Consider the following 24,420-nt stretch of genomic DNA (forward strand, 5'->3'; position numbering starts at 1 on the left):
TCGTGGTCGCCCTTTTGCCGGCGTCGAACTGCGTCCTTACTGAACCGTCAGCTCGGCTCGCTCGCCGGCTGTGATGGTCACCGTGCTTTCCTTTGAGCTGTTGTCCAACCTCTCCGAGACGACCGCGTAGTCGCCGGCCGGAAGCGCCGCCTGATATTTCTCGTCATAGGCGTAGCCGAGCGATTTGCGGTTGCCGTTGATGTCCTTCTTCGGATCGAAAATCTCGATCTTCGAAGCCCCTGGCGCGGTGATCGCCAGCACGCCGGCATCGATGGCGATCTTCAGATCCTGATGCTCACCCTCCTTGACGCTGAACGGCTGCGCGACGACGGCAAGGTCGACCGTCGCCGTCAGCACATAATCATCGGGCGGCAGATCGAACTTGCTGTCGGGGCCATAGGCATGAGCCACCTCTTGCCTCGTTCCGTCGATCTTCTTTTTTGCCTTGAACACCTTGAAGCCAATGCCCGAGCCGTCGGCCTTGTCGCCGCCGGCAGTGTAGTAGGCGTTGGCAACGACATGGCCGACGCCGACGATGATATCCTTGTCGACGACCTTGCCGGCAGTGAGCGGGATGGTTTCGGTGACCTCGCCCTGCCCGATCCTGACCGTCACTTTCTGGTCGCCGGCCGGCAACACGACCTTGGTGTCGCCATAATAGGTCGCGGGCGTATCGACGCCCGGATAGGCGATCACGACAGCCGCACCATCGGCCACGTCGGCTCCCTCACTTGGCCGCGGATGAATGATGAGCGTGCCGGCATTCAGCGTAAGGAGGGGTTTGTAGACCTGGCCCGCCTCGACCGTTATCTTCTGTTCGGTCCTGGCCTCGCCATAGCGTGCGACAATTATGTAGTCGCCCGGCTCCAGATTGCCTTTGTAGGCCCCGTATTCGGTGGTGACGTAGTCGCCGCGCGTGCCGTCGGACTTTGCCTTGTAGATCTCCCAGGAATTGCCGTCGGTGACGGGATCGCCGCCCTCGGCGAACACCACGGCCGGCATGAAGTTGGACTTTTCCGGCTCGGGAGCCGGCTGCGGCGCAGGGGCTGATTCGGGTGCAGGTGCGGCGGCGATGGTTTCGACCAGCGCGTCCCGCAGCGCTTGCTCGTCGGACGCCTGGATGTATCTGCCGCCGGTGTTGTCGGCGAGGCAAGCAACCTGCCTGCCCTCGTCCGCGCTCAGACCGAAGCCGACTACGTCTACGGTGAAGTCGACGCCGGCAGCCTTCAGTTCCTTGCCGAGCGCACACGGATCGCCATTGCAGGTCTCGAGCCCGTCGGTGATCAGGATGACGGTGGCCTTGTCCTCGGTGTATTTCAGCGCCTCGGCCGCTTGGCTTACGGCTGATGTCAGCGGCGTCTTGCCGAGGAATTTCAGGCTGTCGGCGGCAGCGGAAACAGCAGCTGCCGAGCCGGCCTGCGGCGGCACGATGAGCTCGATATCCTCGCAACTGCCCTTCTCGCGATGGCCATAGGCCATGAAGCCGATTTCCCTATCGGCGGGGACCGACTGCAACACCGTTCGCAGCGATTCGCGGGCGATTTCGAGCTTGGGCCTGCCGTCGATCTGCGCCCACATCGAACCGGAAGCATCGAGAATGAGGATGACCTGGTCGGCAGCAAGGCCGAGCGTCGTCATCCACAACAGGAGGATCGCCGCAGCGATGCTCCGTGCAAGTCCCGCCATGAAAATCCCCCCAGTCAGTCTTTGCCAGTCAGGGGGGCGAAGCTATTTGACGCCGCGTCAGGACACAAGCCCGGACGCCGGGCGTGGGAAGGTTGGCCACAACTCTTGAGCCAAACCACTCAGTACGTCGTGCGACGCTCTTCGGAAGGCGGCCGGCCGAACTGCAGCCGATAGCTCTGGGCAAAATAGGAGTGTGAGGTGAAGCCGGTGGCGATCGCCACGTCGAGGATCGGCATGTTGGTCTGGCGCAGCAATTCGCGCGCCCGCTCGAGCCTGAGCCGCATGTAATAGCGGCCGGGCGTCACCGTGAGGTGACGCAGGAACAGCCGCTCGACCTGGCGCACCGACAGGCCGGCCGACTTGGCGAGCTGCACCGCCGACAGCGGCTCGTCGAGATGATCGGCCATCAGCTCGACGATGCGGCGCAACTTTTCCGATTTGCCGGTCAGGTCGCGCTCAGGACCGACGCGCTGGCGATCTCCGGCAGAGCGGATGCGCTCGTGCTGGAACTGGTTGGCGACGCCGTTGGCGAGGCTCGAGCCGAAATCGCCGCGCACGATCTCCAGCATCAGGTCGATCGAGGTGGTGCCGCCGGCGCAGGTGTAGCGCTTGCGGTCGATCTCGAAGACATTGCCGGTGCAGTTGATGTCGGGAAACCGCTCGACGAAGCCGGCGCGGTTTTCCCAGTGGATGGTGCAGCGATAGCCTTCGAGCTGGCCTGCCTCGGCGAGCAGATAGGAGCCGACCGACAGTGCGCCGAGCGCGTTGCCGCGCCTGCCCCAGCTGCGCAGCGCCGCCAGCACCTTGCTCTTGCCGGGAAACTCCGTCGTCAGCCCGACCGAGACGAAAAGGATATCGACCGGCGGCAGATCGGCGACAGCGTAGTCGATCTTGAGCGGCAGGCCGTTGGAGGCCATGACGGCATCGCCGTCGGCCGACACCGTCGTCCAGCCATAGAAGTCGTGGCCGAGCAGCCGGTTCGCCGATCGGAACGTGTCGATTGCGGCGGCCAGCGAGAACATGGAAAACTTGTCGACCAGCAGGAACCCGAACTGCCGGCCGCCTTGAACGGGATCGTTCGTGACCAGCCGCTCTGAGGGAACAGTGAGGTTCGGCAAAGCTTTGGGCTTTCCAGGTTCAGAAAGACGGCCGTTTCAATCCGGCCGCGAGATAGGCGGAAGCTAGCGTGTTGGCCATCAGCATGGCAATGGTCATCGGTCCGACGCCGCCAGGCACCGGCGTAATGGCGCCGGCCGTCTTCGCCGCTTCCGCATAGGCGACGTCACCGACGAGGCGGGTCTTGCCTTCGCCCTTTTCGGGTGCCGCGATGCGGTTGATGCCGACGTCGATGACGGTGGCGCCTGATTTGACCCAGTCACCCCTGACCATTTCGGGTCTGCCGACAGCGGCAACGAGAATGTCGGCGGTGCGCGCCAGTGCAGCCAAGTCCTTCGTGCGGCTATGCGCGATGGTGACGGTGCAGTTGGCGGCAAGCAGAAGATTGGCCATCGGTTTGCCGACAATGTTGGAGCGGCCGACGACCACCGCATTGAGCCCGGAAAGATCCTTGCCGCGCACACGCTCGATCAGCAGCATCGAGCCGGCCGGCGTACAAGGCACGAACGCCGTCTCCAATTCGCCGGTGCCGAGCTTGCCGACATTGATGAAGTGGAAGCCGTCGACATCCTTTTGCGGCGCTATTGCCTGGATGACCTTGCCCGCGTCGACATGGCCAGGCAGCGGAAGCTGCACCAGTATGCCATTGATGGCCGGATCGGCGTTGAGTTCGCCGATGATATCAAGCAGCTCCTGTTCGGAGATCTCGGCCGGCAGCGTGTGCTGGACCGAATGAAAGCCGCATTCCTTGGCGGTGCGGGATTTGGAGGCGACATAAACCTGGCTCGCCGGATCCTCGCCGACGATGACCACGGCAAGACCGGGCTTGTGCGCGCGCTTTTCCATCAGTTCGATCGTCAAGGCCTTGACGCGCCGCACCACGTCTTCGGCGACGCTCTTTCCGTCAATCAACTCGGCCATGAACCACCCTCAACATCGTTCAACTTCGGGGGGCATTTTCACGAAAACCCGACCGGGCAATCCCGTCAAAGCGCCGTCTTATGCCGCTAACTCGAAACCGATGGCTTTTATTCTATTCGGCGCTCAGAAATAGCGCCGCGATCGGCTTTCGGTGAGTTCGCGAACCGCTTCGCGGAAATCGCGCAGGCTGGCTCGGATCTCCTCGATGGAGGCTTGCTGTTCAGCGGCCTCCGAAGCCTGATTTGCCTTGTCCGACGAGGCTCGAGGATAGACCGGCTGCTGCTGCGGATGAGGTACCTGTCCGGCATGGGGCGGAACGGGCGGCGACGCCTGGTATGCTTTGTCTTCAATGGCTGTCCGGCGCTCTTGTGCCCTGCGGCGCGGCCGCGAATTGGCGGTTTCGCGCAGGCTCGCATAAGCGCCGCGCGTGGCGCCCAGACCGACAACAGAGGCGAGGCCCGCCAGCAGGCCGGCAAGCACCGTCACGGCGCGCGACGGTCCGTTCGGCTCGAGCGGGGCGAAGGCCTTGGAGATCACGTTGATATTGGCGGTGTTGATGTCCTTCTGCTCGCCGGTTTCCTTGGCGCGCAGAAGATATTGCTCATAGACGGAGCGTTTGGCGGCGGCCTCGCGCTCCAGTTCGCGCAGGGTAACCAGGTCGCTGTTGACGTCGCCGCTGCGGACCTTCAACTGCGCCAGCCGGGAGGCCAGATCCTGTTCGAGCTGCACGGCGCGCCTCAGGTCGACCTGCAACGACGAGGCGATGCGGCGCAGTTCCCCGGCGATACGCTCGCGCAAGCCGGCAAGCTGGGCATTGAGCGCCTGGAGCTCGGGATGGCGCGGCCCGAACCGGATCGCGGCGCGGTCGGCCTCCTGCTTGAGCGTCGCATATTGCGAGCGCAATTCGCTCATGGTGTTGGAGTTGATCTCCTCCGGCAAGGTGCCGCTCAGAGCCGAATTCACGTCGATCGAGCGCGCCGACGCAGCGCGGGCGTTGAGTTCCAGCGTGCGCGCGCGGGCGATGGCAAGCTGCTGGTTGAGCTTGAGCATCTCGTCGTCGCTGATCAGATGGCCTTGTGCGTCGACGAGATCGTGCGCGGCCCTGAAATCCTCGACCTTGCGCTCGGCCACTTCCACGCCCTTGCGCAGTTCGTCGAGCCTGCCCGTCAGTTCGTTGGTCGCGCGGCCAGCGGTGTCGGACTGGATCTGACCGAAGGTCTGCAGGAAAACGTCCGTCATCGTGTTGGCGATGAGCGCCGACTTCTCGCCATTTTGCGTGGTGGCGCTGACGGAGATGACGAAGGTCTTGCCGCCGCGCTCGACCGAAAGGCTCTCCGCCAGATTGGCGACGGCCAGCGCACGGCGGCGGCCCTCATCGGCACCCGGCCCGTCATTGCGCGACAGCATCGACCGCATGAGCGTCATCACGCCCAGGCCGTCGGAACCTTGCCCGTTGAACTCCGGATCGTTGACGAGATTGAGCTTGTCCACGACCTTGTTGAGAACGGTGCCGAAGGTGAGCACGCGAACCTGGTTTTCGACGATGGCCAGCGTGGCGTCGGACGCAACCACCGATTGGGTAAGATCGCGGTCGGTGAGCTTCAGGTCGCGCGGGTCGACGATCAGCTCTGCGGTGGCTTCGTATTTCTTCGGCGTCGACAACGCGATCGCGACGCCAAGCGTGGCGCCCAGTATCGTCATGGTAACAATCAACAGCTTCGACCGGGCAACGCCGCGGACCACCTGCATCGGATCGATCAACGGCTTCCATCCGCCGTCGTCCTCACGGGAAGACCGCTGCTCGTCGCTTCGAGGCTCGAACGTTGCATATCGTGGATCGGACGCGGGATACCGAGGTTCGAATGCGTATCGCGGATCGAACGCGGTATGTCGAGGATCGGCATCGGAACGGCGGTCCTCGGAAGCGCCGGCAGCAAACGGCTCCTCCCGCAGCCTGGCGTCCGCACGGTCCGCGTCAACGGCATCGTCGGTCTCAGGCGGTATCCGGGCGGCCGAAGCGGATGCATGGTCGGCTTGAAACTGGCTTGTTTCATCGCTTGCCGAGAATTCCGGAGGCATCCGGCGTTCCGGGGTCACCGAGGGCTCCGGGATTGCCGAAAATTCCGGATGCGCTCGCTCCTCGCGGAGTGAGCGCGCGAGACGATGGCGCGTTGCGGCGTCTTCGCGCCATGACGGGTCCGCCCGATCCCCGATCGAAACCAGCGATGGTTCTTCTTCGCCGCGCATCGCCTGGCCGAGCGCCAGCAAGGACCGCTCGTGCTTCCAATCTTCACGGTTTTGCCTGTCGACCATTGTCGTGGAGCTTGCCCTTGGCGGCTTGGACGCGCGCGGTCAGCCATTCGTTAATCCACGCTAAACAAGCATAGGAAACAAAAGGTTAATTTCCCTGCCTTGAAGACAAGGTTTCCCTCTTCGGTTGTGTCTTTCTTGAACGCAACGAAAGCACTCAGAACCGCGCATTAACTTTCCAGCCTATGCTGTCTCGACACATGACTCAGGCTAGCAACATCCCGCAAAGGCGGCCCCTCGCCCGGATCGGCGCTTTCGTGGCCAAGCGACGGAGGCTGGTTCGCGACTATTTTTCGGCGATCAGCGGCGCGGCCGGGCGGCTGGTGTTTTCGCTCGCCTATTTCATCGCGCTGGCCAACACGCTGTCCATCGCCGAGTTCGGCATGTTCGCCACCGCGTCGGCGGCCGCTAACTTGGGTTCTTCACGCGGTTTGTTTTGCGCCACTCCTCGTACTCCCCGCGGGCATCGTCATGCAGCGGATAATAGCGTTGCAACGGCGCACCCTCCATGAGCTTCACTCGCGAGAACTCCTCCCAATCGTGATGCTTCTGTGATTCTTCGATCACCTTTGCGGCCATTGCGACGGGAAGCACCACCACCCCGTCGTCGTCGGCGACGATGATGTCGCCGGGGATCACCGTGACACCGCCGCAGGCAATCGGAACGTTGACGGCATTGGGATAGATGCTGGTTTGCACATGATAATTTGGCGTCCAGCCGCGCAGCCATAGGGGCAGATCGAGCTTTTCAACATTGGGCCGGTCGCGCATGCATCCATCGATGACGATGCCGGCGCCGCCCCTGCCTTTGAAATAGGTCGACATCATATCGCCGAAGACGCCCGAGCTCATGTCGCCGCGCGCGTCGACCACGACCACATCGCCCTCCTGCGCGTGGTAGAGCACGTGCCGGGTTGCGTCTCCGGATCGGCATATTCTCCCTCGGTGAAGAGGTCCGGCCGCTGCGGCATGAACTGCAGCGTCAGTGCCGGCCCGACGATCGACTTCCCGTGGTTCTGCGCCACCGGTCCCACCATATGCGGATTGCGGAAGCCCATGTGGCCAAGCGTGCCGGCGACCGTCGCGGCGCCGATCTCCCGGAGCGCGTCGATCAGGTCTTTAGGCGGCCGCGTGATGTCGGAAATATGCGTCATTATGGACTCCGGTTGAAAGGGAACTACCAGTTCGTCACAGAACCGTCGCGGCGCTTAAGGTGAGGCGCTTCCCAGAAACGCAAACTCTGCGCCTGGACCGCCTCCTCGTTGACCTCGACGCCGAGCCCCGGCAGATCGCCGACCGGATAGTTGGTCCCGTCGAGCCGTGGTTGCACGGGGAAGAAGTCGGAATTGTCGAAGCCCAGCTTTGTTTCGGGTTCCCTGGTCTCGAGCCACGTGAAGTTGGCTACCGCTGCGGCGAGATGCACGGTCGCGGCCGTGCACACCGGACCAAGGGGATTGTGCGGCATCAGATCCACATAGTGCGCCTCGCTCCAGCCAGCGACTTTCATCGCCTCGGTGAGCCCACCGACATTGCAAACATCGAGCCGGTTGAACTGATGGATACCGCGCTCGATGTAGGGCAGGAACTGCCACTTGCTGGCAAATTCCTCGCCGATGGCAAAGGGGATGTCGGTCATCGTACGCAGGGATTCGTAGGCCTCCGGTGTCTCGTCCCGTATCGGCTCCTCGAGGAAATCAAGCACGCCGCGGCCGAGCTTGTTGCAGAAGCTCGCCGCCTCGGCCACCGACAACCGATGATGATAGTCGATGCCGAGGACAACGTCGTCGCCCAGTGCCTCGCGCGCCTTGTTTAGCATACTCGCGGTAGCGCCGATCGACTCGCGCGGCTCGAAGATGTCCCTGCTGTTTTGCCCGACGGGGAAGAAGCGGATCGCCTGCCACCCCTGTGCGCGTAGTTCGCGGGCTCGTTCGATGGCAACATCGCCTTCGGCCTCGTCCCCGGTCGAGGCGAAGGTGGGAATGCGGTCGCGCTGCTTGCCGCCTAGCAGCTCGTAGACCGGCACCCCCAGCGCTTTGCCCTTGATGTCGTGAAGGGCGATGTCGATGGCGGAAATCGCCGCCTGCAGAACTCGCCCGCCCTCAAAATACTGGCTGCGATAAACCTCCTGCCAGATCCGACCAATCTGCATCGGGTCGCGGCCGATGAGAAACTCGCGATAGTGCTCGACCGCGCCGGCCACCGCCCTCTCGCGACCACTCAAGCCGCTCTCGCCCCAGCCGAAGATGCCCTGGTCGGTCTCGACCTTGACGAGCATCTGGTTGCGCGTTCCTACCCACACTGGATAGGGCTTGATCGCGGTGATCTTAAGCTTCTCAGTCATCCACGCCCACGTTTCAAACGCATCCGCCCTGTCTTAGTTGGCGCCCTGTCTCAGTTGGCCTTGAGGGCCATTTCGGTTTCGCCGTCGAACAGATGCATCCGTTGCTGGTCGAACTCGAGCCAGATCTGTTCATCGGGCGCGACGGCAATGTTCGGCGGCACGCTGACGTTGACGATGGCGCCGGACAGGAACGCCTGCACGAAGGTGACGTCTCCGGTCGGCTCCACCGTGTAGGCCTTGGCCGGAATGGCACCGGGTACCGCGCTCTTGTGCAGCTTGATCGTCGAGTGACGTGCGCCGAGCACGACTTTCCTGGTCGTTGCCCTTGCGACCTTCTGGGCGTTGCGCGGCGAGAGCTCAAAGCTCCAGCCCTCCGCGCCGGTCAACACAGAGTTGCCGTTTGCCGTCGATGCCTGCAGCGGAATAAGGCTCATCGCCGGGCTGCCTATGAAGCTGGCGACGAACATGTTGACGGGATGGGCAAAGACCTGCGCCGGTGAATCGTATTGCTGCAGGTAGCCGCCGTTCATCACCGCCATCTTGTCGGCCATGGTCACGGCTTCGAGCTGGTCGTGCGTCACATAGATGATCGTCGCCTTGAGGTCTTGGTGGAAGCGCTTGATCTCCGACCGCATCTGCACGCGCAGTTTGGCATCGAGGTTAGAGAGCGGCTCGTCCATGAGGAACACCGCGGGGTCGCGGACAAGCGCACGGCCCAGGGCCACCCGCTGCTGCTGCCCGCCCGAAAGTTCGCGTGGCTTGCGCTCGAGCAGGTGCGTCATGTCGAGCACTCGCGCCGCTTCCTTGACCTTCTTGTCGATCTCGTCCCTAGGCAGTTTGCGCATCTGCAGCGGGAAGGCCAGGTTCTTGTAAACCGATTTCTGCGGATAGAGCGCGTAGTTCTGGAACACCATTGCGATGTCCCGGTCCTTGGGGTCGAGGTCGTTGACCACCCGGTCGCCGATGACGATGTCGCCCGATGTGATCGGGATCAGCCCCGCGACGAGATTGAGCGTGGTTGTCTTGCCGCAGCCTGAAGGGCCGACGAGCGCAACGAACTCGCCGTCATTGACCGTCAGCGACACGTGGTTGACAGCTTTGAAGCTGCCATAGGACTTGACGAGATCTTTGAGGACCACGTGGGCCATCGGCAACTCCCTAGTGCTTGACCGCGCCTTCTGTAAGGGCGCGTACGAAGTATCGTTGCAGGACGAGGAACAGCACCACGACGGGCACGCTCATCATGAAGCTGGCCGCCATCAGGCCTGGAAAGTCCGTCGTATTTTCCGAGAAGAAGCGCTGGATGCCGACCGGCAGTGTCAACTGGTCGTTCTTGGTGAGGAAGGTGTAGGCGTAGATGTACTCGTTCCACGCGCCGATGAACGAATAGATCGCGGTGGCGATGATCCCCGGCGCCGAGAGCGGCATCACAATCAAGATGAAGGCCTGGAACCGCGTTGCCCCATCGATGCGCGCCGCCTGCTCGAGCTGCACCGGAATGTTGTCGTAAAAGCCCTTGAGCAACCAGATCGCCAGCGGCAGGCCGAAGGTCAGATAGGTGAGAATCAGCGAGCCATGCGTGTTCATCAACCCGAGCAGGCGCATCAGGATGAACAGCGGCACGAGAAAGATCACCGCCGGGAACATGTTGCGCAGCAGCACGGCAAAGAACAGGAAGTTCCGGCCGGGGAAACTGAAGCGCGAAAACGCGTAGGCCGCAGGCACGGCGACGATCACCGACAGGATTGTCGTGACGGTCGACACGAAAAGGCTGTTCCAGAAGAAGCGGAGGAAGTCCTGGCCGACGCTGTTCTGGGGATCGAGCAGTTTCTCGTAGCTGGCGAGGGTAGGTTCGTCCGGCCACCATTGCGGCGGGAATTCCATCGCCGCGAACCCGGATTTGATCGAGGTGATCAGCATCCAGATCATCGGCACCGCGGTGTAAAGCAGCATGAACGCGAGGAAGATGCGCCCGGTCCACCGCCATCCGTCGACGCGCATCCGGCGACGGCTCAAGGCTCGCGGGGCTGTGTCGGCAGTCGTGCTCATGCGCTCCCCTCTTGCCGCTCGTTACCGCTTAGCGCACGGACGTAGAAGTAGCCGAGCGTCATCAGGGTGAGGAACAGGAGCACCGAATAGGCAGATGCCACGCCCCAGCGCTGCCGGCCGAAGGCGAGCTCATAAATGTGGGTGATCCAGATATGCGATGCGTTGGACGGCCCGCCGCCGGTCATGATCCAGGGGATGATGAAGGAATTGAAGTTGGCCACCGCGAGCAGCAGGATCGTCACCGTCGAGACGTTGCGCAAGTGCGGAAAGGTGACGTGCCAGAAGCGCTGCCAGGCGCTGGCGCCGTCGACCTGCGCGGCGCGCAGCAACTGCTCGGGCACGGTCTGCAGTCCGGCCATCATCATGATCATGGCAAACGGAAACTCGCGCCAGATATTGACGACGATCAGGGAAGGCAGCACCGTGCTGACGCTGTCGATGAAATTCGGCGGTCGGTCGGCCAATCCAAGGCCGACCAGCACCGCACCGATGATCCCGAAGTCCGAATGATAGATCCACTTCCAGATATAGGAGGCGGCGACCGCGCTGATGACCCAGGGAATGATCAGGATTGCGCGCAGCACACCGCGGCCGACAAACTCGCGGTGGAGCGCCAGCGCGGTGGCAAACCCCAGGACAAAGGCAATCAAAGTGGAGCCCAGCGTCCAGATCAGAGTGTTCCAGGTGACTCTCCAGAACACCTCGCTGGTAAGGATGGTCGCGTAATTGTCGAAGCCGATGAAGGTCTTGTCGCGAAGTTGCAGGCCAGGCGGCGTCTTAAAGAACGACAGCTCGATCGTGTAGTAGATCGGATAGGCGATGACGACGAGCATCACGGCGATCGCAGGGAGCACGTACGCGTAGTCGGCGCGATGCTCCCATATCTCGCGTAACACGCCGGACCTGCCGGATTGCAATCTTCGGCGAGCCTCGGCCTTGCCGGTCACGATCGTCACTATGGCGCGCCCTTATTTCTTCTGAACGAACCGGCTGCACTATCGGTGCAGCCGGTCAGGCCTGGACTAAAGCGCGTCGCGTTTGATCGGCCTCACGCGACGCGCTTTAGGTTGCTGTTTTATGCATGTCGTTATCGCAAAACCGCTGCACACCCTCGGGTCAAGGCCCGAGGGCATGCTTTTGCGCGACATGCATTAGAGTCCGCCCATCAGGTCTCTTACCTTCTTGGCCGCGTCGTCCGCTGCCTGGTCGACGGTCATCGCTCCGGTCAGGGCATTCTGCAGCATGTCCGGGACGATGATGTTCATGATCTCGGGGGCCTGCGGCAGCGCTGGGAACGGGATGCCATATGGCAGCATCGAGGTCGTCACATCGAGGAACTTGATGTTGTCTAGGCGTTCCTTCATCCATTTGGTCTTGAAGCCGTTAAGGTTGCCCGGGTTCGAGCCTGCGTAGGCCATCTTCAGCGACCATTCAGGGCTCGTCCACATGCAGATGATAGCCTTTGCAGCCGGCTCGTCGACCTTGCCGCCCTCGACATATTCAGGCTTCAGGATGTGAATGTTCGAGCCGCCGAACACGACTGCGCGCTTGCCGTCGGGGCCAGTGGGAATCAGGCCGTAGCGCATGTTGTCGATGACGGTCTGCGCCTTGTCCTTGTCGGCGCCCGTCGCCTTCTTCTGCAGGTCGAGCATGACGTCGTAGTCGGATGGATGCGAGATCATCATGCCGAGCTGGCCGGCGAGGAACAGGGGCTGGTTATCGGCCTGCTGGTTGGTGAGCGCCGAAACCGGAACCGACTTGTCGCGAACATACATGTCGTACGAGGCTTGCAGCGCGGCCTTGCTCTGCGGGCTATCGAGATTGACCTGCTCATAGGTCGGGTTCGCGGTGGCTTCGTCGAAGACGCCGCCGCCATAGGCCCACAGCTGCGGCATGAAGCGGTAGGGCGTATTGCCGGCATTCTTGCGAGCCACGAGGCCGTAACCGGCAATGCCGAGCTTGTCGTGGATCTGCTTGGAATACTTGACGACGTCGTCCCAGGTTGCCGGAGCCTTGTCCGGATCGAGGCCCGCACGCTTGAAGATGTCGGCGTTCCAGATGAACGCCATCGTCTCGTTGTTGGTTGGAATGCCGTAGGTCACCCCCTCCCAGGTCACGGCCTTCATGGCGCCGGGCCAGAAGTCCTCGGTGGAATACCCCACATCCTCGGGTTTGAGCGGCTCCAGGTAGCCTTTTGAGGCGAACTCGGTACCACCCAGGATTTGCAGGCGGACCGCCATCGGCGCTGCATTGCCCAGGAGCGCCGTGCGGAACTTGTCAAGAAGGTCGTTATAGGTGAGGGCTTGTTCCTCGAGCTGGACGTTCGGATAGGTCTTGCGGAAAGTCTCGAAGAAATCCTTGTAGTACTCGCGCAAAAGATCGGGGTCGCCCTCGAACACGCCCTGATACCAGAAAGTCAGTCGCCCCTTGTAGTCGAGGGGGGTGACCTTGGCGCAATCGGCCGCCGTGTCAAAATCCTGTGTGCCCGCAATGGAGCGCACATATTCCGGCGACCACTTGGTCAGGTCGACCGGCGGCGCACCGAGCGCCGATGTGGACATCAGCGATGCCATCAAAGCAGTGGCGACAGTGCCGCGCAGGACCGCACTGCCGAGCGTAATCCTCGTCATAGTATCCTCCCTGGTTCTCCATGCCGCCCTGCGCCGAGGCAAAGCGGTCTAGCTCGTTCGACCGCGGGACGCCTTTCTGTTCTATGTACCCCTTCGGTCATCTTATACGTTTTCAGATCATGGATTGCCTGTCAACGCGTTGGATCGTACATTGTTTGTGAAAACCGTGTGTGATATCGGGCAGGGTATGTATTTGATTAGGGGAGCCGGTCTTGGCCGAAACAGGTGATTTTAAAGCCAAGCCACCGGTGGAGACTGACCCCATGGGGGCCTCCAGCGAGGGCGCCTCGCTTTATGAACTGATCAGGGAAGACATCATTGAGGGACGGCTCGCCGCCAACGAACGGCTTGTGGTCACCGATCTCGCCCGGCGTCACGGCACCTCGACCAACCCCGTGCGCGAGGCCCTGCAACTCTTGCGCGGGGAGGGTTTTGTCACCTTTCTCCCCAACCGCGGGGCGCGCGTCCGACCCATAGATCAGGATTTTGTCCGGGATATCTATGAAATCGGTGTTTTGATTGAGCCGGCCCTGACGCGATGGTTTGTGAATATGGCGACCGGCGAGGACATCGCAGAACTCGAACGTCTCGAAGGCCTGATTGAAGAGAACAACTTTGCCGACACCTTGAGGCACAGTGAGCTTGATACCGCTTTCCACACCGTGATGTACCAGCGGCACTATAACCGCCATGCCGCCGAACTTTGGTGGAAGCATCGCGAAGTGCTGCGAGCCGTCAGCCGGCGTTTCAATTTCACGCTTGCGCGGCGTGCCGCGATCATTCGCGAGCACCGCGAACTCATCGCGCACATAAAAGCGGGAGAAGCCGACAAGGCGGCCGAACTCGTTTCCCGCCATGTCGAGGGTTCCGGCCGGCATATTCTCGAACAGATGCGTGCGCGCAACGCCGCTCGGGCCGGATAGGAACGAAGGTCCAGTCTTGAACATCGTTAGCCCTGACGATTTCAGATAAAGGAATTGAGATGAAAATCACGAGCATTCGGCCGTGGCTGATCAAGTCCGATGCTTCCTATTGGGGAGAGTTCCTGTTCGTCGAAGTGACGACCAATGAGGGGGTGAGTGGCTGGGGAGAGATCACCACCACTACAAGGCTCGCCAACCGCGCTCTCTGCACGATCCTGCGGCAGATCGGTGTCGCCGTGACAGGCGAGGATCCAGCGCGTATCGAGCATCTCTGGCACAAGATTTTTCGCAGCTTCACCTACATGGGCAGCCGCGGCGCCGCCGTCGAATGCGTGAGCGCCATCGATATAGCCCTCTGGGATATCCGGGGCAAAGTCCTCGGTAAGCCGATTTACGAGCTGCTGGGCGGACCAGTACGCGATGAAATCGCGCTCTACACCCATCCCAACCAGGCCAAATTCACCAGCAAGGAGGCTGTGGTCCGCGAAATTCTAGACATCGTCGAGTCCGGACACACTGCGCTCAAGTTCGATCCATACCCCCACCAGGGCCGCAGCGCCGATGGCCTGCCCCGCGAACAGCGAGACGGCTACCTCGATGGCAGCATGACCCGCAAGGACGAACGCGAAGCCGCCGAACTCACGGCTCTGATCCGCGAAACGGCGGGGCCTGACGTCGACATTCTCATCGATGCGCATGGCCGCTTCGACGTTCCCACCGCCATTCGCCTCTGTCGGAGCCTCGAGGAAGCCGGCCAGATCGACTGGTTCGAGGAGCCCTGCCCGCCCGAGAGCCTTAACGCCCTCAAGCAGGTGCGTGAGAAGGTCAGTGCCGCCATCTCGTGGGGCGAGCGCGGCCACACGAAATGGGATTTCGTGCCGGTACTCGAGAACAGGCTCGCTGACTACATCATGCCGGACGTCACCTGGACCGGCGGCATTACCGAACTCAAGAAGATTTCTGCCCTATGCGAAGCCTATTACGTCCCGGTCTCGCCACATGACGCCGCGGGACCGATCAACGTGGTTGCGGGAGCGCAGGTGATGATGACCGTTCCTAATTTCTACAAGCTTGAAACGTCGGAGTGGAACCTGGGCAAATACGATCACCTCATCGACAGACCACTCGACGTCTCGAACGGCAGCCTCAAGCTGACGTCGAGGCATGGCCTCGGTATTGAGATGAACCGCGACTACCTGCAGGCCCACGAGATTGAGCTGGGCTAGCAACGCTCTATGCCGGCCCGGCGTGCGGGCGACAAGCCCCATCCACCAGAACGAGGATAAGTCATGGCAAAGACGGGTGGCGCCGACGAGGCGCTCAATCGGGTGAACGCGAACTCTAAGCCATCCCAGCTTCGCATCACCGACATGCGGGTAGCCGAAATCGTCGGCGCGCCGTTCACCTCAACCCTGCTCAAGATTTACACCAACCAGGGCATCGTCGGGCTTGGCGAGGTGCGCGACGGCGCCAGCGCCACCTACGCGCTGATGCTGAAGAGCCGGCTGCTTGGCGAGAACCCTTGCAACATCGACCGCCTGTTTCGCCGGATCAAACAGTTCGGCGGACACGGCCGGCAAGGCGGCGGCGTCTCGGCGATCGAAATCGCGTTATGGGATCTCGCCGGCAAGGCCTATGGCGTGCCCATCTACCAGATGCTCGGCGGCCGGTTTCGGGAGAAGGTGCGCCTCTATTGCGATACCGACGCTACCGTGCCGAGCGGCACCGAGACCGGCAAGCGCCTCAAGCAGCGCATGGCGCTCGGCTTCACCTTCCTCAAGATGGATCTGGGGCTGATGCAGATCGCCGATGTCCCCGGTGCGGTCGTGTCTCCTGCCGGCTCACTTGAAGGGTACCGGGTCCAGCCCGGCCGCGGCCCGGTCAAGACTCTTGAAGAGCGACGCGCCCGCAACGCCGCCTACGATTTGCATAACGTCCCCCACCCGTTTACCGGCCTCCACTTTTCCGACAAGGGCCTCGACTTGCTTGAGCAGTACATTGCCGAGGTTCGCGAAATTATCGGCATGGACGTTCCGCTCGCCATCGACCACATCGGCCATATCTCGATGCAGAACGGTATTCGCCTCGCCAGGCGGATTGAAAAATACGTGCCAGCCTGGCTCGAGGATGTGATCCCATGGCAGTACACCGAGCAGTACCGACAACTGCAGGACGCCACTACGGTGCCGATCTGCACCGGCGAGGACATCTACCTCAAGGAGGGCTTCGAACCTCTGCTCAAGAGCGGCGGCCTGTCCGTTATCCACCCAGACCTGCTCACCAGCGGGGGCATCCTCGAGACCAAGAAGATCGGCGACATGGCGCAGGACCACGGCGTCGCTATGGCGATCCATATGGCAGAAAGTCCAATCGCCGCAATGGCCGCGGCACATGTCGCGACAGCGACCGAAAACTTCATGGCGCTCGAATACCACTCTGTCGATGTCGACTGGTGGGACGATATCGTCACCGGCGTTCCCAAGCCGCTCGTGAAGGACGGCTTTGTCACTGTTCCGGACAAGCCGGGCCTAGGGATTGACGACGTCGTCGACGAGGTGATCTCGCAGCATCTGCAGCCGGGTGTCACCGGCATCTGGCAGCCCACGGATCACTGGGACAACGAGTATTCCTGGGACCGCACCTGGAGCTGAGGCGAAAGAACCGAACATGAAGATCACCGACCTCCGCTGTGCCGTTATCGGCAAGCATCCCATCGTTCGCGTCGTCACCGATGAGGGCCTCTATGGCCTGGGCGAGGTCGAGTACACCAAGCCCTACCTCAAGCCGTGGGTTCTGCATTTTCGCGAGGCGCTGATCGGCGAGGACCCGACCGACGTCGAGCGGGTGATGCTGAAGATCCGCCAACGCGGCTCTTTCAAGCCCTATGGCGCGGCGGTAAGCGCTATCGAGCATGCGCTGTGGGACATTGCCGGCAAGGCCGCAGGCGTGCCGGCCTACAAACTGCTTGGCGGCAAGGTGCGCGACAAGGTGCGCGTCTACAACGGCTCGATCCGCCAGAAACGCACGGGCGACCGGCCGGAAGATTACGCCGCTGACGTCAAATGGATGATGGAGCAGCCGCAGAACTTCTTCATGATCAAGCAAGGAATCTCGTTCCACTCCAACATGAAGGACACCATCGAGGGCTTCCATTACGGCGTGACGCAGAAGAAGGCCGGCTATCACGGTGCCATGGATCAAGGCGTGATCAGCGAGCGCGGTTTCAATCATATGCTCGACTGCGTGATCGCGATGAAGGAAGTGCTGGGCGACAAGGTCAGCCTGGCGCTCGACTGCGGCCCGGGCTGGATGCTGCCCGATGCGATTAAATTTGCTCGCGCGGTCGAGAAGTACAACTTGATGTGGCTCGAGGACATGCTGACCGGCGACTATGTGCCGTGGGTCAATCCGCAGGCCTATCGGGAGCTGACCACCTCCACCTCGACGCCAATCCATACCGGCGAGCAGATCTACCTGCGCCACAATTTCAAGGAGCTGATCGAAACGCAGGCGGTCCGTATCATCGGTCCGGACCCGGCCGATGTCGGCGGCATCGCCGAGCTGAAATGGGTCGCCGAGCACGCCCATATGCACTCGATCCTGATGGCGCCGCACGGCACCGCGAACGGCCTGCTTGGCCTCGGCGCGTTGATCAATGTCTGCGCCACCTTGCCCGCCAACTATATCGCCTTCGAATATCCGAGCGCCTCCGATCCCTGGTGGGAGGACCTCGTAATCGGCCTGCCGTCGCAGATCGTGACGGACAGCATGGTGGATCTGCTGGAAGCACCGGGGCTGGGCCTCGATATCGACGCCGAAGCAGCCCGAAAGTATCTCAGGCAAGAGGATGCGGGCTTCTTCGACTGAACCATCCTTATTGCCCCACCCTGCACCACGCGGACCGCGTCACGCAAATTGGCATCCAGAATGACCGTTTTGGGCCGGAAGCGGAACGTCCGCTTTCGGGATGATGGGGCTAGAAAGCCGACCTTTTCATCCAGGGTAGTGCCGACCGCTTTGCGCCAGAAGCTGGCCTCCGTGATTTCATGTCCAAATATCGCGTTTCAGATCGGATACCTTAGGAACGCCGTTGGCGAGGGTAGCGACGGCATCGACAACGATGGACATAGCGAAGTCGACATCGACACAGGGCGGCTTCGGCCGCCCCTGCCCCACGTTTGATGGCAACGGATGACGTTCAGGGCTCTGTAGCACGGCGGCGACGAGCCCGACACGATGTCGCAGGCGAATCCACGCGACGGGCACCAAGGGCCGTCTCCGACTCTATGTTCCCTTCACGATTCTCGGCTTAATTGGTCGGCGGGATTGAGCCGCACTCTCAAGGGCCAAGGCCAGCCGCTTCTCGTCTTCGATGGCGCGATCGACTGCCTCGATTTCCTCTTGGAGCTCCTTTAGCTCAGCTCCGTAGCTGGAGCCGTCGCTGTCCCCGATCTGAAAGCCACTTGCCCGCATTGCGTCGCGGGTATGGTGCACGTTACGGACTCCTTCGCGTCGAGTCGCGACCAGGATTTCCCTAAACTCTCCAAGACGTTCAACGTGATTGCGAGTCATTGCGTTCTCCTATTTCGTCGTCATCGGCGCTGACGGCGATTCAGCACGGCTAAAACTTACGGCGCAGAAGGTTTAAGCGACTCTAAGAGATACGCTCGACAAAGCATGAATGCGGAAGCTCAAATTTGACCGTCTTGCAATAAAGTGGAGCGCGGGAGCAGGAAATTGGCTTGGGACCCGACCGATCACCGACCAGGGTGCTAGACTCTTCGGCCAAGCGCGTCTGCTGCTCGGCGCGCTTGCTGGTCCATCCAGCTGCCGATTCTGGATCGCGAGGGTCCGTTTCTGAGCGCACAGCGACGCTGGTCTCGATGTCCGATAAGGGCGCATTGCTGCTCGAGAGCATAGTGGGCCGTAAGCAGTCCGGCAGCTATCAGGAAGCGGCGCAACAAAGCGGCCGTTCTGTTGACGGCCCCTTTGCGGACTCAAAAGCAGGGTTCACAGACGAAGTGAGAACGATAGTGTGGATCCTCTAACAGCGTGCCAAAGCCGAGAAGAAATGCTCCCTGTGCGAGCACAACTGCCACAGCCATGATGCCAACTCCTGAAGCCAGTTTGCAAGCCAAGCCGACCGATGAGAAAAGCGCCAAGGGCGTATCAATGCAACGATTGCGGCTGATGCCAGCAGAATAAAGCTGGAACGCCTAAGACCACGGCGTGCATCTCCAGCATAAGGGCGAACGGAGTATCCGCTTTTATCATCGGCTTAATCTCCCCTAAAACCTGACGGCATTCAAGATCGCGACTCCAATGACTGAAGGGTTAGCATTCCACCATTTATAACCTGCCATTGGCGCTGGGCGCGGGATTTAGGCTGCCGCGGATCGGACACCGCCGGCACCGGCGAGTCGTCCAACGATCTTGCTCAGCGTTCGCAGCGTCCAGGCCAGCGGCGCCAGAACCATCCTCAGCAGAAAAGCCAGGACAAGACAGAGTATAAGGTAGGCCGCAAAGGCGCCGAGCCAGGCCGGGAGACCTGCTTGTTCGGCTATCCAACCGGCCGCGTTTGTCAGAAGGTGAGGTCGCGTGATCGCCACATAGGGAAGTGTGACGACGGCGGCGACACCGGCTGCGGTACCGACGGCGGAAAGCGATTGGAACGCACCTTTGCCTGCAGCCCTCAGATGTGCTATCCGCACAGTTCCGCGACCAGCTGCGGCCACCGGTGCCCTCGCAACGCGCAATGCCTTGGCTGCGGCGCCTATGCCCCCGACGACGATTGCCGCATCGAAAGCCGCCCAACCCATCTCGCGCCAGGTCGGAAGCCGCTCGCCGCGGGTGATCACCCCTTCCAGATCGGAAACGCCGCCCAGGACTATGTTCTTCGCACCAAGCAGCGTGCGGGTGAACTGTCTGCGGACTGCTGTTCCGTCAACGATCTCGAACTCCGACAGCATCTCATGCCCGCGATCCTTGAGCTCGTGAATGGCAATAAGCCCATATTGCTCCGGCGAAATCTCGGCGAGGCCGAATCCCACCTGCCGGTCGCCCCACAGGCTCGAGAGGCTCTGACCGACGGTTTCCTGCAACAAGTACTGCGACGATCCATTCTTCACGAAGTAAGCAATCACCGGCACGACCGGATGGCCGAGACGGTCGAAAACCTCCACGAAATCCGCATCCTCGCCATAGACGAGGAACACTCTGGCTGCATCGTCGCCATATTTCGCCGCTGCCTCATGCCAGCCGAGCCCGCCTGCCGCGCAGGCTGCAAGAACCCATGGCCGAGCCTGCTCCACAGCTTTGCTGCTGAGCGGGCAACGGGTGTCGTCCCGGCGAACTTCCTCTGCCAGCGCGGCTCGCATGACCTCATCCTCGAAGTGATGGGGCTCCCGCCATTCCCATCTGAGCGTCAGGACGATCGCCACAACGAGTGAGGCTGCTAGCAGATATCTCATTCTCAAGGGGGCATCCTCCCGCAGTCATGTCATGCCAAGACGTGCCGAAGCTATCAGCCAATCCCGATGAAGCGATCGTTAGTTCTGGGATGTGGTGGAAATTTGCTGGAGGGTGCGCCGACAGCGGACGTTCCGTTTTCCACCAACCTCGCTGTTCATGGTCATTCTATTTTGGGCCGAGATCGGTCCGGCAGCTTCTGGACTCCAGAAATCGATAGCAGACATCCGATCAGTTTGGATTGAAGTCTCCAACTGACCCCTTCCAGACCTTCGCGAGCGTTGTCGCAAAGGGCTCGAACCGAGCCATTCGCGACATTCCCAGGATTGAGTGACCTGACTTTTTACCTGTGTCAGCGCAATCCCTCAGGCCGCCTCCCCGGTTCAATCGGATGTAGAATACTTTCATTCTCCGCGCCGATGGACGCGGCAGGGTTCCGTCCCCTGCGGAATCCCAATCTCACTCCTCAGCATGCGCTAACCTGCGCATGACATTGATGCCGTCGGACGATGCATCCGGGCTTCGCCCTGCGCTTGCTCGGTGCTAATCTGTCTCGGACTACACGGAGCGTGTCATGGACATTGCCGGGTGGCTCTCGAGCCTTGGGCTCGGCAAATATAGCAGAACCTTCGCCAGGAACGAGATCACGCCCGAAGTGCTCCCGCATCTCTCGGATGCGGACCTCAAGACGCTGGGGCTGCCGATGGGCCCAAGGAAGCTCGTGTTGGCGGCGATCGCGGAGCTTGGCAAGCGCGGTATGGGGGATCCCGCCACAGCGGCCCGAATTGAACCGATCCCTGGAAGTGGTCCACCGCCTCGCCCGGAAGCTGAACGCCGTCAGTTGACGGTAATGTTTGCTGACTTGGCCGGATCGACTGCGTTGTCGGGTCAGCTCGACCCGGAAGAAATGGGAGAGGTGATCCGGGCATACCAGAATGCGGTGGCTGCCGAGATCACGCGTGTGGATGGCCATGTGGCGAAGTACATGGGCGATGGAGTGCTGGCGTATTTCGGCTGGCCGCGTGCACATGAGGACGAGGCCGAGCGAGCAGTGCGGGCCGGGCTTGCCATTGTCGCATCTGTCGCCGAGCTGGCGACGCCCGCGAAAGTGCCGCTGGGGGCGCGAGTGGGCATCGCCACGGGTCTGGTGGTGGTAGGCGACTTGATCGGCGAAGGTGCAGCGCAGGAGGAGGCGGTGGTCGGCGAGACGCCGAACCTGGCGGCACGCCTGCAAGCACTTGCCCAGGTTGGCAATGTGGTCGTGGCTGGAACGACCCGGCTGCTGCTTCGCGAGCTGTTCGAGCTGGTTGATCTTGGCACCCACGATCTGAAGGGGTTCGCCCAGCCGGTGCAGGCATGGCTGGTCATGGGCGAGAGCCGAGCCGAGGGCCGCTTCGAGGCGCTGCACGGGATGCGCCTCACGTCGCTGGTCGGCCGCGATCAGGAGGTAGCCTTGCTCCTCGACCGCTGGCGGCAGGCCAAGGATGGCAGGGGCCAGGTCGTACTGCTGTCCGGCGAGCCTGGCATCGGCAAGTCCCGCATCGCGATCGCATTGCGCGAGCGGCTCGGCGAGGAATGTCTGTCGCTGCGCTATCACGGCTCGCCCCATCGCACAAACAGCGCTCTGTTCCCGGTGCTGGACCAGCTGCGTCGGGCTGCGGCCTTCAGGCACGAGGATGCGCCGGAGGTGAAATTGGCCAAGCTGGAGGCACTGCTTACCGCGGCTGAGCCTGACCCGAAATCGGCGATCCCGTTGATCGCTGAGTATTTGGCGATCCCGACAGGCGACCGCTACCCGGTGCCCAAAGTCGCCCCGGAACAGAAAAAGGCGAAGACGTTTCAGGCGCTGCTCGCCCAGCTTGAGGGCCTCGCGGCCAAGCAGCCGGTGCTCATGACGGTCGAGGATGCTCACTGGTTCGATCCCACCAGCCTTGAGCTGTTCGATCGCATTGTCGATCGGATCGAGCGGTTGCCGGTACTGCTGGTTGTTACCTTCCGGCCCGAGTTCGCGCCACGCTGGACCGGCCGACCGTATGTGACGCTGCTGACACTCAGTCATCTCCAGCGGAACGAAAGCGCAACACTCATTGACCATCTCACTGGCGGCCGGCCGCTTCCCGGCGAAGTGCAAGCGCATATTCTCCGCAAGACCGAAGGCGTGCCGCTATTCGTCGAGGAACTCACAAAGACCGTGCTCGAATCCGGTCTGCTCCGCGATGCCGGTGAGCACTATGAGCTTGCCGGCCCGCTTCCACCGCTCGCCATCCCCTCGACGCTGCAGGACTCGCTCCTGGCTCGCCTTGATCGATTGTCGCCGGTTAAGGAAGTGGCGCAAATCGGCGCTGTTATCGGCCGCGAGTTCAGTTACGAATTGCTTGAAGCGACGGCACGGATGGACGAGCCGAAGGTCAGGACCGCTCTGGACGAACTTGTCCATGCCGAACTGGCTTTTTGTCGCGGCAAGCCTCCGGACGCCATCTATACCTTCAAGCATGCACTCGTGCGTGATGCCGCCTACGAGTCGCTACTGAAGAGCCGACGCCAGCAACTCCATTGCCGGATCGCCACGCTCCTCCGTGATCGCTTTCCCGAGCGAGCAGAGGCGGAACCGGAGGTTCTCGCCCACCATGCTACCGAGGGCGGACTGTTCGATGATGCGGTGTCGTCCTGGTACAAGGCGGGCCTCCGCGCCAATCGTCGCTCGGCCCACAACGAAGCCGTTGCGCACCTCTCAAAAGGCCTTGACCTCCTCGCCCAACTCCCCGACAGCCGGGCCCGCGACGATCGCGAGATCGATCTGCAGCTTGCGCTTGGCATACCCTTGGCATCGCTCAAGGGCTATGGGTCTGCCGGGGCCGTCGCCGCCTATACGCGAGCCTGCGAGCTATGTGCCGAACTGGGCAGCGAGACGTCCAAATCCTTCCCCGCGCTGCGCGGCCTGTGCACCGGCCACCGGGCCCGGGGGCAGATGCACACGGCCACCGCCCTCGCTGATAAACTGATCGACATCGCCCGACAATCGGGCGACCCGTCCCTGCTGCTGGAGGCCCACCACGTCAATTGGACGACGCAACACGCGCTCGGCAAGTGGCGCTCGGTGTACGAGCACACCGACAAGGGTCTTCTCCTCTATCGGCCAGAACACTTCTCGCACGCCTTCGTCTATAGTGGCCACGACTCCGGCGTGTGCGCAGCTGCCAAGCAGGGCGTCAGTCTGTGGATGCTTGGCTTTCCGGATCAGGCGTTGGCCCGGGCGCGAGAATCCATTGCCCGGGCCCGCCAACTGCCTCATCCGCCCAGTTTGGAGCACGCTCTCTATTATGCCACCGTGCTGCACTACTTTCGCCGCGACGCCGCGGCGGCTCGGGAGGTAGTCGCGGCGAGGCTTCAATTGGCGCACGAGGTATCTCCGGCCTGGGTCCCCCATATCAGTCTGCAGTTGGCAATGATCGAGGCCCTCGAGAGCGCACAGCAAGTTCCAGCCCCCGTCACCGCCGCCCCGCCGCCGCTGCCAAACGAAATCCTCGGTGACGTCGAAGGAAAGGGCCTTTTTCTCTGTCTTTTCGGATGCGTCTGCGAACTGGCGGGCGACGTCGACACGGGCCTGAGCATGCTGCTGCCAGCAATATCCGAGGCGGAGGCTACTGGCGCGCGCCTTTGGGAGTCGGAATTCAGCCGGCTCGCTGGAAATCTTCTGCTCCTGGCAAAACCCCGTGACTCCGAACAGAGCGAGGCGCATTATCGTCGCGCCATCGAGATCGCTCGCGAACAGCAGGCGCGATCACTGGAGCTGCGCGCGTCGACTTCGCTGGCCCGCCTGTGGGCCGACCGCGGCGATCGGCAAGAAGCCTACGACCTGCTCGCGCCGACCTACGCCTGGTTCACGGAAGGCTTCAACACGCGCGACTTGATCGATGCGAAGGCGCTTCTGGATAAACTGTGCAACGTGGGGATCGCGCCAAAGCCATAATGGGAG

Annotated in this window: 16 protein-coding genes and 2 pseudogenes; 6 read left to right on the forward strand and 12 right to left on the reverse strand. The window is 61.9% G+C overall.

Going from position 1 to position 24,420, the window contains the following annotated elements; all coding sequences use genetic code 11:
- Window positions 1-36 precede the first annotated feature (36 nt).
- From AC0L14_RS24250 to AC0L14_RS24265, 4 genes are all read right to left on the reverse strand, one after another.
- On the reverse strand, window positions 37-1,686 hold the full coding sequence (locus AC0L14_RS24250) for a vWA domain-containing protein (protein WP_473750949.1): 1,650 nt from the start codon (window positions 1,684-1,686) through the stop codon (window positions 37-39).
- A 119-nt stretch (window positions 1,687-1,805) separates the two neighbouring features.
- Complete coding sequence (locus AC0L14_RS24255) at window positions 1,806-2,804, reverse strand: GlxA family transcriptional regulator (protein ID WP_473487183.1); 999 nt, start codon at window positions 2,802-2,804, stop codon at window positions 1,806-1,808.
- Between the two features lie 19 nt (window positions 2,805-2,823).
- The gene (gene folD / locus AC0L14_RS24260) at window positions 2,824-3,723 is read right to left on the reverse strand and encodes a bifunctional methylenetetrahydrofolate dehydrogenase/methenyltetrahydrofolate cyclohydrolase FolD (RefSeq protein WP_473750950.1); all 900 of its coding nucleotides are present in this window, start codon (window positions 3,721-3,723) and stop codon (window positions 2,824-2,826) included.
- A gap of 123 nt (window positions 3,724-3,846) precedes the next feature.
- Entirely contained in the window at window positions 3,847-6,036 is a 2,190-nt protein-coding gene (locus AC0L14_RS24265; RefSeq protein ID WP_473750951.1) for a GumC family protein, read from the reverse strand.
- 197 nt (window positions 6,037-6,233) lie between these two features.
- Between AC0L14_RS24265 and AC0L14_RS24270 the strand changes: the two are divergent.
- A pseudogene (locus AC0L14_RS24270) lies at window positions 6,234-6,440 on the forward strand (lipopolysaccharide biosynthesis protein); the annotation flags it as partial.
- 1 nt (window position 6,441) lies between these two features.
- On the opposite strand, the pseudogene AC0L14_RS24275 reads toward AC0L14_RS24270, so the two are convergent.
- The 6 genes and pseudogenes from AC0L14_RS24275 to AC0L14_RS24300 form a co-directional block, all read right to left on the reverse strand.
- Window positions 6,442-7,187 (reverse strand): annotated as a pseudogene (locus AC0L14_RS24275) (ribonuclease activity regulator RraA).
- 23 nt (window positions 7,188-7,210) lie between these two features.
- Window positions 7,211-8,374, reverse strand: coding sequence for a mandelate racemase/muconate lactonizing enzyme family protein (locus AC0L14_RS24280; RefSeq protein WP_473487190.1), 1,164 nt, complete (start codon window positions 8,372-8,374; stop codon window positions 7,211-7,213).
- A 50-nt stretch (window positions 8,375-8,424) separates the two neighbouring features.
- Window positions 8,425-9,522: an ABC transporter ATP-binding protein gene (locus AC0L14_RS24285; RefSeq protein WP_473750952.1), complete on the reverse strand. Its 1,098-nt coding sequence runs from the start codon at window positions 9,520-9,522 to the stop codon at window positions 8,425-8,427.
- 10 nt (window positions 9,523-9,532) lie between these two features.
- Entirely contained in the window at window positions 9,533-10,423 is an 891-nt protein-coding gene (locus AC0L14_RS24290; RefSeq protein WP_473750953.1) for a carbohydrate ABC transporter permease, read from the reverse strand.
- Window positions 10,420-11,379, reverse strand: coding sequence for a carbohydrate ABC transporter permease (locus tag AC0L14_RS24295; protein WP_473750954.1), 960 nt, complete (start codon window positions 11,377-11,379; stop codon window positions 10,420-10,422). Before AC0L14_RS24295 ends, AC0L14_RS24290 begins: the two co-directional genes overlap by 4 nt.
- A gap of 195 nt (window positions 11,380-11,574) precedes the next feature.
- A complete protein-coding gene (locus tag AC0L14_RS24300) occupies window positions 11,575-13,053 on the reverse strand; it encodes an ABC transporter substrate-binding protein (protein ID WP_473750955.1) in 1,479 nt (492 codons plus the stop codon).
- 212 nt (window positions 13,054-13,265) lie between these two features.
- On the opposite strand from AC0L14_RS24300, the gene AC0L14_RS24305 reads away from it, so the two are divergent.
- The 4 genes from AC0L14_RS24305 to AC0L14_RS24320 all read left to right on the forward strand — a co-directional run bounded on the left by AC0L14_RS24305 (window position 13,266) and on the right by AC0L14_RS24320 (window position 17,843).
- A complete protein-coding gene (locus AC0L14_RS24305) occupies window positions 13,266-13,976 on the forward strand; it encodes a GntR family transcriptional regulator (RefSeq protein ID WP_473750956.1) in 711 nt (236 codons plus the stop codon).
- A gap of 59 nt (window positions 13,977-14,035) precedes the next feature.
- Window positions 14,036-15,202 carry a mandelate racemase/muconate lactonizing enzyme family protein gene (locus AC0L14_RS24310; protein ID WP_473638172.1) on the forward strand — a complete coding sequence of 389 codons (1,167 nt, stop codon included), beginning with the start codon at window positions 14,036-14,038 and terminating at the stop codon, window positions 15,200-15,202.
- 63 nt (window positions 15,203-15,265) lie between these two features.
- Window positions 15,266-16,627: a mandelate racemase/muconate lactonizing enzyme family protein gene (locus AC0L14_RS24315; RefSeq protein WP_473528139.1), complete on the forward strand. Its 1,362-nt coding sequence runs from the start codon at window positions 15,266-15,268 to the stop codon at window positions 16,625-16,627.
- Between the two features lie 16 nt (window positions 16,628-16,643).
- Window positions 16,644-17,843, forward strand: coding sequence for a mandelate racemase/muconate lactonizing enzyme family protein (locus AC0L14_RS24320; RefSeq protein WP_473528140.1), 1,200 nt, complete (start codon window positions 16,644-16,646; stop codon window positions 17,841-17,843).
- Between the two features lie 417 nt (window positions 17,844-18,260).
- Here AC0L14_RS24320 and AC0L14_RS24325 read toward each other — a convergent pair whose 3' ends face one another.
- Window positions 18,261-18,548 (reverse strand): hypothetical protein, encoded by a 288-nt coding sequence (locus AC0L14_RS24325; RefSeq protein ID WP_123146674.1) that lies wholly within the window; start codon window positions 18,546-18,548, stop codon window positions 18,261-18,263.
- Between the two features lie 809 nt (window positions 18,549-19,357).
- Window positions 19,358-20,446: a hypothetical protein gene (locus AC0L14_RS24330; protein WP_473750957.1), complete on the reverse strand. Its 1,089-nt coding sequence runs from the start codon at window positions 20,444-20,446 to the stop codon at window positions 19,358-19,360.
- A gap of 572 nt (window positions 20,447-21,018) precedes the next feature.
- Between AC0L14_RS24330 and AC0L14_RS24335 the strand changes: the two genes are divergently transcribed.
- On the forward strand, window positions 21,019-24,414 hold the full coding sequence (locus AC0L14_RS24335; protein ID WP_473750958.1) for an adenylate/guanylate cyclase domain-containing protein: 3,396 nt from the start codon (window positions 21,019-21,021) through the stop codon (window positions 24,412-24,414).
- The last annotated feature ends 6 nt before the right edge of the window (window positions 24,415-24,420 follow it).

It is taken from the genome of Mesorhizobium sp. WSM4841 (genome assembly GCF_055811515.1).